This is a genomic window from Pseudomonas laurylsulfatiphila (assembly GCF_002934665.1).
Lineage (GTDB): Bacteria > Pseudomonadota > Gammaproteobacteria > Pseudomonadales > Pseudomonadaceae > Aquipseudomonas > Aquipseudomonas laurylsulfatiphila.
The window spans coordinates 535,520-551,236 of sequence record NZ_NIRS01000003.1 but is presented as its reverse complement, the minus strand read 5'-3'; the positions used below and the strand labels follow the sequence as shown (position 1 = coordinate 551,236).

Here is a 15,717-nt window from a genome sequence, read left to right as displayed (position 1 = left end):
CAGAGCTGTTCAAGATTTTTGTTTGCCGGCCGGCGCAATACAGCGCGGCGGGCAATGTTTCAAAGAGAATTCGGAGCGAGTTATGGCAGGTCATTCCAAGTGGGCGAACATCAAGCACCGCAAAGAACGTCAGGATGCCAAGAGGGGCAAGATCTTCACCAAGTGGATTCGTGAGCTGACCGTCGCTGCCCGTCAGGGTGGTGGTGATCCAGGCTCCAATCCGCGTCTGCGCCTGGCCCTGGACAAGGCCCTGGGTGCCAACATGAGCCGTGACATCATCGATCGTGCCATCGCCCGCGGTACCGGCGCTGCCGATACCGACGACGTGGTCGAGCTGACCTACGAAGGTTACGGTCCGGGCGGCGTGGCGGTGATGGTCGAATGCATGACCGACAACCGTAATCGCACCGCCGCCGCTGTTCGTCATGCGTTCAGCAAGTGCGGTGGCAACCTCGGGACTGACGGTTCGGTGGCCTATCTGTTCGAACGCAAGGGGCAGATCTCTTTCGCTGCCGGCGTTGACGAAGACGCGCTGATGGAAGCGGCCATGGAAGCCGACGCCGATGACGTGGTGACCAACGAAGACGGTTCGATCGATGTGTTCACCTCGTTTGCCGGGTTCTATTCCGTGCGTAACGCACTGGAAGCGGCGGGTTTCAAGGGTGACGACGCGGAAATCGTCATGCTGCCGACCACCAGCGCCGAGCTTGATCTGGAAGGCGCCGAGAAGGTCCTTAAGCTGATCGACATGCTCGAAGACCTGGATGACGTGCAAAACGTCTACTCCAACGCGGAAATCCCGGAGTCGGTGGCCGCGCAGCTCGGTTGATGTACCGATAAAGATCGCCGCCCTGTAGGAGCTGCCGAAGGCTGCGATCTTTTGATCTTCGCATCTAAAATCAAAAGATCGCAGCCTTCGGCAGCTCCTACACGGTTATCCTCAGGCAACCGCGAATTCCTTTTGCAGGCGTTATGACTTTAATTCTTGGTATCGACCCCGGTTCGCGCATCACCGGTTACGGTGTGGTGCGTGATACCGGCCGTGGCTGCGAGTACGTCGCCTCCGGTTGTATCCGCACCGGTGCCGGCGAGCTGCCTGAGCGACTGCAGATTGTCTATCGCGGGGTGCGGGAAATCATTCAGACCTATCATCCGGTGACCATGGGGATCGAAAAGGTGTTCATGGCGCGCAACGCCGATTCCGCCCTGAAACTGGGGCAGGCCCGTGGCGCCGCGATCGTGGCAGGCGCCGAGGAAAGCCTGGAAATTGCCGAGTACAGCGCAACCCAGGTCAAGCAGGCGGTGGTCGGTACCGGCGCGGCCAACAAGGAGCAGGTGCAGATGATGGTCATGCACATGCTCAAGCTGACCAGCAAGCCGCAGATCGATGCTTCGGACGCCCTGGCCATTGCCATTTGCCATGCGCATACCCGCTCCAGTCTGCTGCCCCATGGGCTCGGGGCGGCACGCAGTCGTGGCGGGCGCCTGCGTCTCTGATAGCATCAGCAATCATTTTCATGGAGTGAGGGCGTTTCGCCTGGGTTGTCGGCGCTACTCCCTTGCTCTATCAGTCGCTGGCCCAGAGCTGGCCAACGCTCAAGGATTTGTAACGTGATTGGACGTTTGCGCGGCACCCTGGCTGAGAAGCAGCCTCCACACTTGATTCTGGATGTAAACGGCCTGGGTTATGAACTCGAAGTGCCGATGACGACCCTTTATCGCTTGCCGTCGGTCGGTGAGCCGCTGACGTTGCACACTCATTTGGTCGTGCGTGAAGACGCACAGTTACTCTATGGTTTTGTCGGCAAGCGTGAGCGCGACTTTTTCCGCGAGTTGATCCGCCTCAATGGTGTCGGGCCGAAACTGGCGCTGGCCTTGATGTCGAGCCTGGAAGTCGACGAACTGGTTCGTTGCGTACAGTCCCAGGACACTTCGGCACTGACCAAGGTGCCAGGTGTGGGCAAGAAAACCGCCGAGCGTTTGCTGGTGGAACTCAAGGATCGCTTCAAGGCCTGGGAAACCGTACCGGCCATGTTCGCCCTGGTGCCGAACCAGCCGGATGGACCGGCCCCGGTGAACACTGCTGAAAATGACGCCGTCAGCGCCTTGATTTCCCTGGGCTACAAGCCGCAGGAAGCCAGCAAGGCGGTGTCTGCGATCAAGGAGAAAGGTTTGAGCAGTGAGGACATGATCCGCCGCGCCTTGAAGGGAATGATCTAAGTGATTGAAGCTGATCGTCTGATCGCTGCCACGCACAGCCCGCGTGAGCGCGAAGAAGTCCAGGACCGTGCCATTCGCCCGGTCAGCCTGGCAGAATACATTGGCCAGCCGACCGTTCGCGAGCAGATGGAGTTGTTCATCCAGGCGGCTCGCGGTCGTAACGAGTCCCTGGATCACACGCTGATCTTCGGGCCACCGGGCTTGGGCAAGACCACCCTCGCCAACATCATCGCCCAGGAAATGGGGGTATCGATCAAGAGCACTTCGGGGCCGGTGCTGGAGCGTCCGGGTGATCTCGCAGCTCTGTTGACCAACCTTGAGCCTCACGATGTGCTGTTCATCGACGAAATCCATCGCCTGTCGCCGATCGTTGAAGAAGTGCTATACCCGGCCATGGAGGACTTCCAGCTCGACATCATGATCGGTGAAGGTCCGGCCGCGCGGTCGATCAAGCTGGATCTGCCGCCGTTCACCTTGGTCGGCGCAACGACGCGGGCGGGGATGCTCACCAACCCGTTGCGTGACCGTTTCGGTATCGTTCAGCGTCTTGAGTTCTACAATAACGCCGACCTGTCGACGATTGTCAGTCGTTCGGCGAGCATCCTCGGTTTGCCGCTTGACCCGGAAGGCGCCTTTGAGATCGCCCGCCGCGCCCGTGGCACGCCACGAATTGCCAACCGACTGTTGCGCCGGGTGCGTGATTTCGCCGAAGTTCGTGCCAAGGGGCATATCACCAAGCCGATTGCCGACCTGGCGCTGAACCTGCTGGACGTCGACGAACGCGGCTTCGATCACCAGGACCGGCGTCTGTTGCTGACCATGATCGAGAAGTTCGATGGCGGGCCGGTCGGGGTCGACAGTCTGGCCGCCGCCATCAGCGAAGAGCGTCACACCATTGAAGACGTACTTGAGCCTTACCTGATCCAGCAGGGTTACATCATGCGCACGCCAAGGGGGCGAGTGGTGACGCGGCATGCCTATCTGCATTTCGGTTTAAACATTCCGTCACGATTGGGCGAAATGCCCGTGGCAGACGAGTTCCTCGGTGCCAGTGACGATTAATTAACATTGCGTGCTGATTTTTTCGGGCAATGTAGGGTCCCAGCACCGTACTTTCGCAAGAAAGCCGCAGATCAATGAAAAACAGTTGCCTGGCCGGATTGGCAACCTGAGGAGTAAGCACTAGAGTATGCGCGCGCAAAACGGGCTTGAGCCTTTCGCACATCGTTGTCGCGTTTATTACGAGGACACCGATGCGGGCGGCATCGTGTATTACGTCAATTACCTCAAGTTTATGGAACGGGCTCGAACCGAGCGGCTGCGAGACCTGGGCTTTGCCCAATCGCAACTGGCAGGGGAGGACCTGTTGTTCGTCGTGCATTCCAGCGAAGCGCGCTACCACGCGCCGGCGCGACTGGACGACGAACTGCTGGTAAGCGCTGAAGTAATCGAATTGAACCGTGCCAGCCTGCGCTTCAAGCAGCAGGTCAGGCGGGCAACGGATAATGTGCTGCTCTGCGAAGGGCAGTTTCTGGTGGCCTGTGTGCGCACTGAAAGTTTGAAACCCCGGGCCATTCCCGAAGCTCTACGAGCGGCCTTTGCCGACGTGAGCGGCGCGGGTACACACTCAAAGCAGGAGATAAAGCGTGGAAGCTAACGTCGTCGACCATTCCTCCATGTGGAGCCTGGTCAGCAATGCCAGTATCGTGGTGCAACTGGTAATGCTGACCCTGGTAGCCGCATCGGTGACCTCGTGGATCATGATCTTTCAGCGCAGCAACTTGCTGCGTGCCGGTCGACGTGCCCTGGAGAGCTTTGAAGAGCGCTTCTGGTCGGGTATCGACCTGTCCAAGCTGTACCGTCAGGCGGGCAGCAACCCGGACCCCGATTCGGGTGTCGAGCAAATCTTCCGTGCCGGTTTCAAGGAATTCTCCCGCCTGCGCCAGCAGCCAGGCGTTGACCCGGAAGCGGTCATGGAAGGCGTGGCCCGTGCCATGCGCGTTGCGATTTCCCGCGAGGAAGAAAAGCTCGAGCAGAGCCTGCCCTTCCTCGCCACTGTCGGTTCCGTCAGCCCCTACATCGGTCTGTTCGGTACCGTCTGGGGGATCATGAACTCCTTCCGTGGCCTGGCCACCGCCCAGCAAGCGACCCTGGCCACTGTGGCCCCGGGCATTGCCGAAGCACTGATCGCCACGGCCATCGGTCTGTTCGCGGCCATTCCAGCCGTTATCGCTTACAACCGTTTTGCTGCTCGCAGCGAAACCCTGCTGGGCCGCTACTACACCTTCGCCGACGAGTTCCAGGCGATCCTGCACCGCAAAGTGCACACCAGCGAAGAATAAGCAGGTAATTCCCAATGGCTTTAATCGCTCGAGCTCGCAAAAAGCGCAAGCCGGTCGCCGAGATGAACGTGGTGCCCTACATCGACGTGATGTTGGTGCTGCTGGTCATCTTCATGGTGACTGCGCCGATGCTCAATCAGGGCGTGAAAGTTGATCTGCCCAAGGTTTCCAGCGAAGCCTTGCCGCAGGACAACAACACCCAGGTCCTGACCATTTCCATCAAATCCGACAAGACCTACTACTGGAACCTTGGCAGCGAAGTCGACACGGACAAGCAGCAGGACCGGGCCATGACGTTGCCGCAGATGACTGACGCCGTGACCAAGATCATTCGCGTCGGCAATGAAAACGGCAAGCACACCCAGGTCTTCATTCGCGGCGACAAATCCGTCGATTACGGTTCCGTCATGGGGGCCATGGGCGGGTTGCAGAAAGCCGGGGTCGGTAATGTTGGCTTGATTACCGAGGCGCCCTGATGCAGCAACAGCGAGAGCCGTCCGCCTCGGAAAGCTACTTCTGGCCTAGTGTCTGGGCGATTGGCTTGCACGTGCTGGTGTTCGGCATGTTGTTCGTCAGTTTTGCCTTTACCCCGGAGCTGCCGCCGGCCAAGCCGATTGTCCAGGCGACCTTGTACCAGCTGAAATCGAAAAGTCGGGCGACCACCCAGACCAATCAGAAGATTGCCGGTGAGGCGCAGAAATCTGCTGCGCGTCAGACCGAAGTCGAGCAGATGGAGCAGAAAAAGGTCGAGCAGGAAGCGGTGAAGGCTGCGGAACAAAAGAAAGAAGAGGCGGCTCAAAAGGCCGAGGAAGCCAAGAAGGCCGACGAGGCGAAGAAAGCGGACGAGGCGAAAAAGGCTGATGAAGCCAAGAAAGCCGACGACGCGAAGAAAGCCGCGGAAGCCAAGAAGGCAGAAGAGAAACAATTGGCTGATATAGCCAAGAAGAAATCTGAAGAAGAAGCCAAGAAGGCTGCTGAAGAAGAGGCCAAGAAAGCGGCCGCTGAAGAAGCCAAGAAAAAGATCGTCGAAGACGCGAAGAAGAAAGCCGCGGAAGACGCCAAGAAGAAAGCCGAGGCTGAGGAGGCGAAGAAGAAAGTCGCCGAGGAAGCGAAGAAGAAAGCTGCTGCCGATGCTGCGAAGAAGAAATCGCAGGACGCGGCGCGTAAATCCGCCGAAGACAAAAAGGCTCAGGCCCTGGCAGATTTGCTTTCCGACACGCCGCAGCGTCAGCAGGCCTTGGCCGATGAGCAGGGTGACGAAGTCGCCGGCAGTTTCGATGACCTGATTCGTGCGCGTGCAGCGGAAGGCTGGGCTCGTCCACCTTCGGCACGCAAAGGCATGACGGTCGTGTTGCAAATCGGCATGTTGCCGGACGGTACGGTGACCTCGGTCAGCGTCTCCAAGTCCAGTGGCGACGGTCCGTTTGACGCTTCGGCTGTTGCAGCAGTGAAGAATATTGGACGTTTGACAGAAATGCAGGGAATGAAGCCGAGTGATTTCGCTCCGTATCGTTCATTCAAGATGACATTCACACCTGAGGATCTAGCCTTGTGAGAAACCTTCTTCGAGGAATGCTGGTCGTTATCTGCTGCATGGCAGGGATGGCGATGGCAGATGAGAAAAACATTCTGGTTACCAGCGGCAGCGATCGGGCGACCCCGATCGCCGTTGTACCGTTCGGCTTCCAGGGCGGTAGCGTGCTGCCGGACGACATGGCGGAAATCATCGGTAACGACCTGCGCAACTCGGGTTACTACTCGCCGATTCCAAAGCAGAACATGATCAGCCAGCCGAGCCAGGCCGGCGAAATCATCTTCCGTGACTTCAAGGCACTGGGTGCCCAGTACGTCATGGTCGGCAGCATTGTTCCGGCGGGCGGTCGCCTGCAGGTGCAATATGCACTGTTCAACGTAGCCACCGAGCAGCAAGTGCTGACCGGCAGCGTGTCGGGCGGTGTCGATCAGTTGCGCGACATGGCGCACTACATCTCTGACCAGTCGTTCGAAAAACTCACGGGTATCAAGGGTGCCTTCTCGACTCGCCTGCTGTACGTAACGGCCGAGCGTTTCTCCGAGAACAACACTCGCTACACCCTGCAGCGTTCGGACTACGACGGTGCCCGCGCCGTGACCCTGCTGCAATCGCGTGAGCCGATCCTTTCGCCGCGTTTCGCACCGGATGGCAAGCGCATCGCTTATGTCTCCTTCGAGCAGAAGCGTCCGCGTATCTTCATGCAGAACATCGACACCGGTCGCCGTGAGCAGATCACCAACTTCGAAGGCCTGAACGGTGCACCTGCCTGGTCGCCGGATGGCAATCGCCTGGCGTTCGTGCTGTCCAAAGACGGCAACCCGGACATCTATGTGATGAACCTGGGCTCGCGTCAGATCAGCCGTGTCACCAACGGTCCTGGCATCAACACCGAACCGTTCTGGGGCAAGGATGGCTCGACCATCTACTTCACTTCCGACCGTGGCGGCAAACCGCAGATCTACAAGACCAGCGCCGGTGGCGGCGGTGCCGAACGCGTAACTTTCGTCGGCAACTACAACGCCAACCCTAAATTGTCGGCTGATGAAAAGACGCTTGTCATGATTCACCGTCAGGATGGCTTCACCAATTTCAAGGTGGCGGCCCAGGATTTGCAGCGCGGTAGTGTAAAAATCCTCACTGATAGCACTCTGGACGAGTCGCCTACTGTCGCGCCCAACGGCACCATGGTAATCTACGCCACCCGCCAGCAGGGCCGGGGAGTCTTGATGCTCGTGTCCATAAATGGACGCGTAAGGCTCCCGCTTCCTACCGCACAAGGCGAAGTCAGAGAACCTTCCTGGTCCCCTTACCTGAACTGACGCGGCGCTATACGTTTTACTTAACACACTGGGGTTCATTAGGAGTTTCACGATGGAAATGCTGAAGTTTGGTAAATTTGCTGCGCTGGCACTGGCCATGGCTGTAGCTGTAGGTTGCTCGTCCAAAGGCGGCGACAATGCCGGTGAAGGCGCGGTAGATCCAAACGCTGGTTACGGCGCAAACACTGGTGCAGTTGACGGCTCCCTGAGCGAAGAAGCTGCACTGCGCGCTATCACCACTTTCTACTTCGAATACGACAGCTCGGACCTGAAGCCAGAAGCCATGCGCGCTCTGGACGTTCACGCCAAAGACCTGAAAGCAAACGGCGCTCGCGTTGTTCTGGAAGGCAACACCGACGAACGTGGTACTCGTGAGTACAACATGGCACTGGGCGAGCGTCGTGCGAAAGCCGTTCAGCGCTACCTGGTACTGCAAGGTGTTTCCCCAGCTCAGCTGGAACTGGTTTCCTACGGCGAAGAGCGTCCAGTTGCTACCGGCAACGACGAGCAGTCCTGGGCTCAAAACCGTCGCGTCGAACTGCGTAAGTAATTCGTCATGCGAACGTGCCGTCGTGCTGTAACTGTTCTGGCTCTCAGCCTCGCGCCGCTTGCGGTGTGGGCTGCGGTTCCTGTGGTCGATAATGACTCCGGCTATAACAATAGCGGGAGCAGTTATCCGCCTGCAGGTTACGGTACGAACGGCGCCTATGCCGGGGGAGGGGTTTCGACCCCTGTCTCGGCACAGGGCCAGCTGTTCAACCAACTGCAACAAATGCAGGAGCAGATCTCGCGCCAACAGGGTGTGATCGAAGAGCTGCAAAATGATGTAGCGCGCATGAAGCAGGAAAACCTGGAGCGATACCAGGATCTTGATCGGCGCATAGGAACCGGCGTTGCACCAGCCGCGACTCCTGAAAATTCTTCCACCGGTGGTGACTTGAACGCCCCCGGTGCAGCCGCAGGTGCAGCAGCTGGCGCAGCCGCCGCCCAAGCACCTGCCGCGGGTAGCGAACCGGCAGATCCGGCGAAGGAAAAGCTCTATTACGATGCTGCCTTCGACCTGATCAAGGCCAAGGATTTCGACAAGGCCAGCCAGGCTTTCGCCGCATTCCTGCGCAAATACCCGAACAGTCAGTACGCGGGCAACGCCCAGTACTGGCTGGGCGAAGTGAACCTGGCCAAAGGCGATCTGCAAGGTGCAGGTCAGGCGTTTGCCAAGGTTTCGCAGCTGTATCCCAAGCACGCCAAGGTGCCTGATTCGCTGTACAAGCTCGCTGATGTAGAGCGCCGTCTCGGTCATACCGACCGGGTCAAAGGCATTCTGCAGCAGGTGGTGTCCCAGTATCCGGGCACTTCCGCTGCTCAGCTGGCGCAGCGTGATCTGCAGAAAATGTAAGGCGGCTTGAGCCGTTTCAAAGAAACCCGCGCTTGTCGCGGGTTTTTTCGTTAGAATTCACCCCCTTTTTCTGAAACACGCTTTTTGGGATCTGCGCATTGCCGGGGTTCCTTGAAGTGCCTGACGGAGGCGGACAGCCTGTTTAGCTGTTACGCCCGTGGCGACTATGCAAGACACATTGAGAATCACCGAAGTTTTCTACTCGTTGCAGGGTGAAACTCGGACTGCCGGCCTGCCCACTGTTTTTGTGCGCCTGACCGGTTGCCCGTTGCGTTGCCAATACTGCGACAGCGCCTACGCGTTCACCGGCGGAACCATTCGCACCCTCGACGACATCCTCGAGCAGGTCGCCGGTTTCCGCCCGCGTTATGTCTGTGTCACGGGCGGCGAGCCCCTGGCGCAACCCAACGCCATTCCCTTGCTCAAGCGCTTGTGCGATGCCGGTTACGAAGTGTCCCTGGAAACCAGTGGCTCTATCGATATCTCGCCGGTAGATTCCCGGGTCAGTCGTGTTGTCGACCTGAAAACCCCGGGTTCGAAGGAAGCGCACCGCAATCGCTACGAAAACATCGAGCTGCTCACGCCCAACGATCAGGTGAAATTTGTCATCTGCTCGCGGGAGGACTATGACTGGTCCGTTTCCAAGCTGATCCAGTACGGTCTGGACCAGCGCGCCGGCGAAGTCCTGTTCTCGCCAAGCCACCATGATCTCAATGCCCGGGAACTGGCGGACTGGGTGGTGGCGGACAACCTGCCAGTGCGTTTGCAATTGCAGCTGCATAAATATCTATGGAATGACGAGCCGGGGCGCTGAAATGACTGAACAACTCAACACTGCTGAAAAACGTGCGGTCATCCTGCTGTCCGGTGGCCTGGACTCGGCGACCGTGGTCGCCATGGCGCGCGCAAAAGGCTACAGCTGCTACACCATGAGCTTCGATTACGGCCAGCGTTCTCACGCCGAACTGCATGCCGCCGAGCGTGTGGCGCGGGATCTGGGTGTGGTCGAGCACAAGGTGATCGGCCTGAACCTGAACGGCATGGGCGGCTCGGCGCTGACCGACAGCAGCATCGATATTCCGGAAGAGTTGGGTGAGGGCATTCCTGTCACTTACGTGCCTGCGCGTAATACGGTGTTCCTGTCCCTGGCCCTGGGCTGGGCTGAAGTGCTCGGTGCGCGGGACATCTTCATCGGCGTCAATGCGGTGGATTACTCCGGTTACCCGGACTGCCGTCCCGAGTTCATCGAATCGTTCGAGCGCATGGCCAACCTGGCAACCAAAGCCGGTGTGGAAGGCAATGGCTTCCGCATTCAGGCGCCGCTGCAAAACCTCAGCAAGGCGCAGATCGTCCAGGCGGGCGTGAAGCTTGGCGTGAACTACGGGCTGACCGTTTCCTGCTATCAGGCCGACGATGATGGCCGTGCGTGCGGCAAATGCGACAGCTGCCGACTGCGCGCAGAAGGCTTTGCGGCGGCCGGAATCAGCGATCCAACACCTTATTTTTGATTATTTTCAAAAAAGGTGTTGAATAGTCCTTAAAAATCAGTATTATACGCGCCACCACACAGCGGGTCGTTAGCTCAGTTGGTAGAGCAGTTGGCTTTTAACCAATTGGTCGTAGGTTCGAATCCCACACGACCCACCATTTTTAGCAGTTTTAAAAGTCTGGAAGGCCCACGCAAGTGAGGATTTCCGGATTTTTTTTTGCCTGCGATTCAAGTCCGCCTCGCTCCGGGCTGCTGCGCAAGGCGCAGATCAGAATCATCTTTTGCATCTGTCGGATATTCTGTAGCCTTGCGCAGCTTCAACGCTGTCCGTGCCTGATGAATACTCACTTTCCCGGCGGTACCCTGAAGGGTCCGGAGCCGGGTGTATACTCGACTTTCGCGCGAATGCGCCTGCAGGTCTTGCGAACATGACGCAGATATCCGAACGCCTTCTGGTTCAAGCCCACCTCGACGCCAAACAGCCCAAACCGCTGACCGCCGATGAAGAGGCTTACTACCGTGCCGCCATCGCTGCCGAGCTCAAGGCTCAGGACGCGGTGCTGGTGGCCCACTTCTATTGTGACCCTGTCATTCAGGCGCTGGCCGAAGAGACGGGGGGCTGTGTCTCCGACTCGCTGGAGATGGCCCGCTTCGGCAATGCCCATCCGGCCAAGACCGTGGTCGTCGCCGGCGTGAAGTTCATGGGGGAGACTGCCAAGATCCTCAATCCGGAAAAACGCGTGCTGATGCCGACCCTCGAAGCGACCTGCTCGCTCGACCTGGGGTGCCCGGTGGACGAGTTTTCCGCGTTCTGCGATCAGCACCCGGAGCGCACGGTCGTGGTGTACGCCAACACTTCCGCTGCGGTAAAAGCCCGCGCGGATTGGGTGGTGACTTCAAGCTGTGCGCTGGAAATCGTCGAAAGCCTGATGGACAACGGCGAGACCATCATCTGGGGGCCGGACAAGCACCTGGGTACTTACATCCAGCGCCAGACCGGTGCCGACATGCTGCTGTGGGACGGTGCCTGCATCGTTCACGAAGAGTTCAAGTCCAAGCAGCTTGAAGACATGAAGGCGCTGTACCCGGATGCGGCAATTCTGGTGCACCCGGAGTCGCCGACGTCGGTGATTGAACTGGCTGACGCCGTGGGCTCCACCAGCCAGTTGATCGCGGCGGCACAGAGCCTGCCGAACAAGACGCTGATCGTTGCCACCGACCGCGGCATCTTCTACAAGATGCAGCAGCTGTGCCCGGACAAGGTCTTTATCGAAGCCCCGACGGCGGGTAACGGCGCGGCGTGCCGCAGTTGTGCACATTGCCCGTGGATGGCCATGAACACCCTTGAGCGCACGCTCAAGGCGTTGAAAGAAGGCGCGAACGAGATCTTCGTCGACCCGGCGCTGATCCCGCAGGCGATTCGACCGCTCAAGCGGATGCTGGACTTCACCCAGGCGGCGCGAATGAAACTGGCCGGGAACGCCTGAGATCTACCAGCTAGTAGCAAAAACTGTGGGAGCGAGCCTGCTCGCGATAGCGGTCTGACAGTCACATACGTGTTGACTGATAAGCCGCCATCGCGAGCAGGCTCGCTCCCACAGTGGTTTTTGTACGACTGAATTACTTGGTCTTCTTCGGAATCCGCACCAGTTGCGTGTTGGAATACATGTCATGCCAGCTGCGTTGCTGTTTGTCGAACAGCGACCAGAAGAACCCAAGGCCAACACACAGCAAGGAAGCGATCGACACCACAAAGCGCAACAGCGCCTGCCACAGGCTGATGGATGAGCCGTCGGCGTTCTGTACGCGAATGCACCAGACCTGCATGCCCAGGGTCTGACCCGACCAGGTCCAGAATTTGGCGAAGAAGCCGAACAGTACGAACAGCAGGACTGTGGAGAGCAGGGGATCGCCGTCCAGCGCGCCGGCTTCGGTCAGGGTGCGCATCCTTTCTTCGCCGATGATCGCCATCTGGATCATCTTGTAGAGGCCGCTGGTGACGATCAGCAGGGCGGTGCATAGCAGGAAATCATAGAACATGGCTGCCAGACGACGACCCAGGCCAGCGGCAGGAAAGTCGCCCTGGGGGGTAAGCAGGTGTTTCGACATGGCAGGCTCTCGGCGAAAAAGAAGCCATTTTACGGATTTACGCGCACAAAAAAGCCCCTGATGTCAGCATCAGGGGCTTTTTCGTTACAGAAGATTAGGCTTCTGCTTGTACTTCGTCAGCCTGCATGCCTTTCTGGCCTTGCACAGCGATGAAAGTCACTTTCTGGCCTTCTTTCAGGCTCTTGAAGCCGTTGCCCTGGATGGCGCGGAAATGCACGAACAGATCCGGACCGCTTTCAGGAGTGATAAAACCAAAACCTTTCTCGTCGTTAAACCACTTGACGGTACCGCTCTGACGTTGGGACATTTCTTATTTCCTTTGACGCAAAAAATTAATGACAGTCTCCTTCTCATGAAAGAGTACTGGGGCTGGTTGCAGGAGAGTAAGAAGACGTCGAACGGGATGTAGCTAACTTGTAGGCTACTGCCCAGGTCACGATTCCAAGCGACCCATGCAAACACAGTGAACAAACTCTACGCCAACTACGGGAGAAAAAACAAGCCCTGTGAAGGCCCCGTATTTCCTCAGGTTGATGGCAAAGTCAGTCCACTAGTGGGGCCTTATACGCTAGCGCTGTTCAAATGTTTTCGATCGTTATAAGCAAAGTTCATAATCGAAGCTTAGAGCCAAACAATGCACTATTTTATGGCGGTTGCGTTACACATTAGTGCACAGTTAACGCAACCGCGTTACTTATAGGAACATTCAATCAGCCGCGATAGTAGCGTTGTGGAACAAATGGCATTTTGCTTACAAGCAAAGGTACCTTTTTCCCACGCACAATCGCCCAGACGGGTGTGTCCAGTGCGATATGGGCGCTGTCGACATAACCCATGGCCAGCGGCCCGCCCAGGGTCGGTCCGAAACCGCCGCTGCAGACGCTACCGATGATGTCGCCGGCTTCGTTGACGATCTCCGCACCCTCGCGCACTGGTGTGCGTTCCTGCGGTAACAGGCCGACGCGTTTGCGGCTGACACCTGCCTGTTGCTGGGCGAACACGGTTTCGGCGCCAGGGAAGCCGCCGGCCCGTGCGCCATCGGCACGACGCGGCTTGGAGATCGCCCACAGCAGGCTCGCTTCGATCGGGCTGGTCTCGGTGTTCATGTCATGCCCGTACAGGCACAAGCCCGCCTCCAGGCGCAGCGAGTCGCGGGCGCCAAGGCCGATGGCGGCCACTTCCGGTTCGGCCAGCAGGGCGCGAGCCAGGGCTTCGGCGTTGGCGGCGGGGACGGAAATTTCGAAACCGTCTTCGCCGGTGTAACCCGAGCGGCTGACAAAACAGTCCACGCCCAGCAGCTTCACGCGGGCGAACTGCATGAAGGTCATCTTGGCCACTTCAGGTGCCAGGCGCGCCAGTACCGTCACGGCTGCCGGACCTTGCAGGGCGAGCAATGCGCGTTCCTCGAACAGCGGCTCAATCGTGCACTGCTCACCGATGTGCTTGCGCAGGTGGGCCAGGTCCTGATCCTTGCAAGCGGCGTTGACCACCAGGAACAGTTCGTCGTTGCCCAGGTTGGCGACCATCAGGTCATCGAGGATGCCGCCCGTCGCATTGGTGAACATCGCGTAACGCTGCATGCCCACCGGCAGGTCGATGATGTCCACCGGCACCAGGGTTTCCAGGGCCTTGGCGGCAGCGGCGCCGGTCAGGCGGATCTGGCCCATGTGCGAGACATCGAACAGCCCGGCCTGGTCGCGGGTGTGCTGGTGTTCTTTCATCACGCCCAGCGGATATTGCACCGGCATGTCATAGCCGGCGAACGGCACCATGCGCGCGCCGAGTTCGATGTGCAGTGCGTGCAACGGGGTTTTCAACAGTTGTTCGGTGGACATATTCAGCTCCTGAAGAAGGGTGCAGATGAGCGCGCATCAGCACTCGATAATGTTGACCGCCAAACCGCCACGGGCGGTTTCCTTGTATTTGCTTTTCATGTCGGCGCCGGTCTGGCGCATGGTGCGGATGACCTTGTCGAGGGAAACGAAGTGTTGCCCGTCGCCGCGCATGGCCATGCGCACGGCATTGATGGCCTTGACCGAACCCATGGCGTTGCGCTCGATGCAAGGCACCTGTACCAGCCCGCCAATCGGGTCGCAGGTCAGCCCGAGGTTGTGTTCCATGCCGATTTCCGCGGCGTTCTCCACTTGTTGCACGCTGCCGCCGAGCACTTCGCACAAGGCGCCGGCGGCCATCGAGCAGGCGACGCCGACTTCACCCTGACAGCCGACTTCGGCGCCGGAAATCGAGGCGTTTTCCTTGTACAGAATGCCGATGGCGGCGGCAGTGAGCAGAAAACGCACCACCCCGTCGTCATTCGCGCCGGGGATGAAGCGCATGTAGTAATGCAGCACCGCCGGAATGATCCCGGCCGCACCATTGGTGGGGGCCGTGACCACGCGTCCGCCGTTGGCGTTTTCTTCGTTGACGGCCAGGGCGTACAGGTTGACCCAGTCCAGCACTGAAAGCGGATCGCGCAAGGACGATTCAGGGTTGCTGCACAATTGCCGATGCAGCGCTGCCGCCCGGCGTTTGACCTTCAAGCCACCGGGCAGGATGCCTTCATTACGGCAACCGGCGGCGACGCAGTCCTGCATGACCTGCCAGATCTTCAACAGGCCGGCGCGGGTTTCCGCTTCCGGGCGCCAGGCACTTTCGTTGGTCAGCATCACCTGGCTGATCGACAGGCCGTATTTGGCGCAATGAGCGAGCAGGTCCTTGGCGCTTTTGAAGGGGAAGGTCAGGGGCGTGGCGTCTTCGACGATGCGATCGGCGCCGGCAGCGTCCTCATCGACCACGAAACCGCCGCCGACCGAGTAGTACTCGCGGCTGCGGATTTGCAAACCCGCCGCATCGAAGGCGCGAAAAATCATGCCGTTGGGGTGATAGGGCAAGGGTTTGCGAATCATCGCCAGGTGTTCTTTCTCGTTGAACGCAATGCTGTGTTCGCCGAGCAGGTTCAAGCGTGCGTTGCTGCGAATCTCTTGAAGGCGCGCAGCGACGGTTTCGGTATCCACGGTGTCCGGGTGTTCGCCTTCCAGGCCCAGCAGCACAGCCTTGTCACTGCCGTGGCCTTTGCCGGTGGCGCCGAGCGAGCCGTACAGCTCGACCTTGACGCAGGTGGTGGCCGTCAGCAGCCCTTCACGACGCAGGCCTTCGACGAAACGCGCAGCGGCGCGCATCGGGCCGACGGTGTGGGAGCTGGAGGGGCCGATGCCAATCTTGAACAGGTCGAACACGCTTAACGACATGGTGGTTCTCCGGTTTCTTGTTATAGGAATTCACGGAATCGGAAGGTTGGCGCAATTCAC

18 protein-coding genes and 1 tRNA gene are annotated in these 15,717 nt (G+C 58.9%); 15 read left to right on the top strand and 4 right to left on the bottom strand.

The annotated features are described in order from the left end of the window. The first annotated feature begins 82 nt into the window (after window positions 1-82). The 15 genes from CD175_RS13025 (at window position 83) to nadA (ending at window position 11,787) form a co-directional block, all read left to right on the top strand. Entirely contained in the window at window positions 83-829 is a 747-nt protein-coding gene (locus CD175_RS13025) for a YebC/PmpR family DNA-binding transcriptional regulator (RefSeq protein WP_007977329.1), read from the top strand. A 143-nt stretch (window positions 830-972) separates the two neighbouring features. Continuing rightward, window positions 973-1,497 carry a crossover junction endodeoxyribonuclease RuvC gene (gene ruvC, locus CD175_RS13020; RefSeq protein ID WP_104449214.1) on the top strand — a complete coding sequence of 175 codons (525 nt, stop codon included), beginning with the start codon at window positions 973-975 and terminating at the stop codon, window positions 1,495-1,497. A gap of 114 nt (window positions 1,498-1,611) precedes the next feature. Continuing rightward, window positions 1,612-2,220 carry a Holliday junction branch migration protein RuvA gene (gene ruvA, locus CD175_RS13015; RefSeq protein WP_007995640.1) on the top strand — a complete coding sequence of 203 codons (609 nt, stop codon included), beginning with the start codon at window positions 1,612-1,614 and terminating at the stop codon, window positions 2,218-2,220. Further along, window positions 2,221-3,282, top strand: coding sequence for a Holliday junction branch migration DNA helicase RuvB (gene ruvB / locus CD175_RS13010; protein WP_015096600.1), 1,062 nt, complete (start codon window positions 2,221-2,223; stop codon window positions 3,280-3,282). Window positions 3,283-3,409: 127 nt separating this feature from the next. Then, window positions 3,410-3,877 (top strand): tol-pal system-associated acyl-CoA thioesterase, encoded by a 468-nt coding sequence (gene ybgC, locus CD175_RS13005; RefSeq protein ID WP_007990726.1) that lies wholly within the window; start codon window positions 3,410-3,412, stop codon window positions 3,875-3,877. Next, window positions 3,867-4,562 (top strand): protein TolQ, encoded by a 696-nt coding sequence (gene tolQ, locus CD175_RS13000; protein ID WP_007995636.1) that lies wholly within the window; start codon window positions 3,867-3,869, stop codon window positions 4,560-4,562. Before ybgC ends, tolQ begins: the two co-directional genes overlap by 11 nt. A 23-nt stretch (window positions 4,563-4,585) precedes the next feature. Beyond that, window positions 4,586-5,038, top strand: coding sequence for a protein TolR (gene tolR, locus CD175_RS12995; protein WP_162130292.1), 453 nt, complete (start codon window positions 4,586-4,588; stop codon window positions 5,036-5,038). Next, on the top strand, window positions 5,038-6,117 hold the full coding sequence (gene tolA / locus CD175_RS12990; protein WP_102698374.1) for a cell envelope integrity protein TolA: 1,080 nt from the start codon (window positions 5,038-5,040) through the stop codon (window positions 6,115-6,117). The genes tolR and tolA overlap by 1 nt, the downstream gene beginning before the upstream one ends. A gap of 17 nt (window positions 6,118-6,134) precedes the next feature. Next, window positions 6,135-7,415: a Tol-Pal system beta propeller repeat protein TolB gene (tolB, locus tag CD175_RS12985; protein ID WP_162831820.1), complete on the top strand. Its 1,281-nt coding sequence runs from the start codon at window positions 6,135-6,137 to the stop codon at window positions 7,413-7,415. Between the two features lie 52 nt (window positions 7,416-7,467). After that, the gene (pal, locus tag CD175_RS12980; protein WP_003178634.1) at window positions 7,468-7,965 is read left to right on the top strand and encodes a peptidoglycan-associated lipoprotein Pal; all 498 of its coding nucleotides are present in this window, start codon (window positions 7,468-7,470) and stop codon (window positions 7,963-7,965) included. A gap of 6 nt (window positions 7,966-7,971) precedes the next feature. After that, entirely contained in the window at window positions 7,972-8,811 is an 840-nt protein-coding gene (ybgF, locus tag CD175_RS12975; RefSeq protein ID WP_104449213.1) for a tol-pal system protein YbgF, read from the top strand. Window positions 8,812-8,977: 166 nt separating this feature from the next. Then, a complete protein-coding gene (gene queE, locus CD175_RS12970; protein ID WP_104449212.1) occupies window positions 8,978-9,625 on the top strand; it encodes a 7-carboxy-7-deazaguanine synthase QueE in 648 nt (215 codons plus the stop codon). Between the two features lies 1 nt (window position 9,626). Further along, window positions 9,627-10,319 carry a 7-cyano-7-deazaguanine synthase QueC gene (gene queC / locus CD175_RS12965; protein WP_104449211.1) on the top strand — a complete coding sequence of 231 codons (693 nt, stop codon included), beginning with the start codon at window positions 9,627-9,629 and terminating at the stop codon, window positions 10,317-10,319. 63 nt (window positions 10,320-10,382) lie between these two features. Continuing rightward, window positions 10,383-10,458: transfer RNA gene (locus CD175_RS12960), tRNA-Lys, on the top strand. Between the two features lie 270 nt (window positions 10,459-10,728). Then, window positions 10,729-11,787, top strand: a complete 1,059-nt coding sequence (gene nadA, locus CD175_RS12955; RefSeq protein WP_007995624.1) for a quinolinate synthase NadA — start codon at window positions 10,729-10,731, stop codon at window positions 11,785-11,787. Window positions 11,788-11,920: 133 nt separating this feature from the next. On the opposite strand, the gene CD175_RS12950 is transcribed toward nadA, so the two are convergent. From CD175_RS12950 to CD175_RS12935, 4 genes are all read right to left on the bottom strand, one after another. Then, window positions 11,921-12,409, bottom strand: coding sequence for an RDD family protein (locus CD175_RS12950; protein ID WP_104449210.1), 489 nt, complete (start codon window positions 12,407-12,409; stop codon window positions 11,921-11,923). Between the two features lie 94 nt (window positions 12,410-12,503). Then, window positions 12,504-12,716: a cold-shock protein gene (locus tag CD175_RS12945; RefSeq protein WP_007977299.1), complete on the bottom strand. Its 213-nt coding sequence runs from the start codon at window positions 12,714-12,716 to the stop codon at window positions 12,504-12,506. 403 nt (window positions 12,717-13,119) lie between these two features. Then, the gene (gene gcvT, locus CD175_RS12940; RefSeq protein WP_104449209.1) at window positions 13,120-14,244 is read right to left on the bottom strand and encodes a glycine cleavage system aminomethyltransferase GcvT; all 1,125 of its coding nucleotides are present in this window, start codon (window positions 14,242-14,244) and stop codon (window positions 13,120-13,122) included. A 36-nt stretch (window positions 14,245-14,280) separates the two neighbouring features. After that, on the bottom strand, window positions 14,281-15,657 hold the full coding sequence (locus tag CD175_RS12935; protein WP_007977293.1) for an L-serine ammonia-lyase: 1,377 nt from the start codon (window positions 15,655-15,657) through the stop codon (window positions 14,281-14,283). Window positions 15,658-15,717 lie beyond the last annotated feature (60 nt).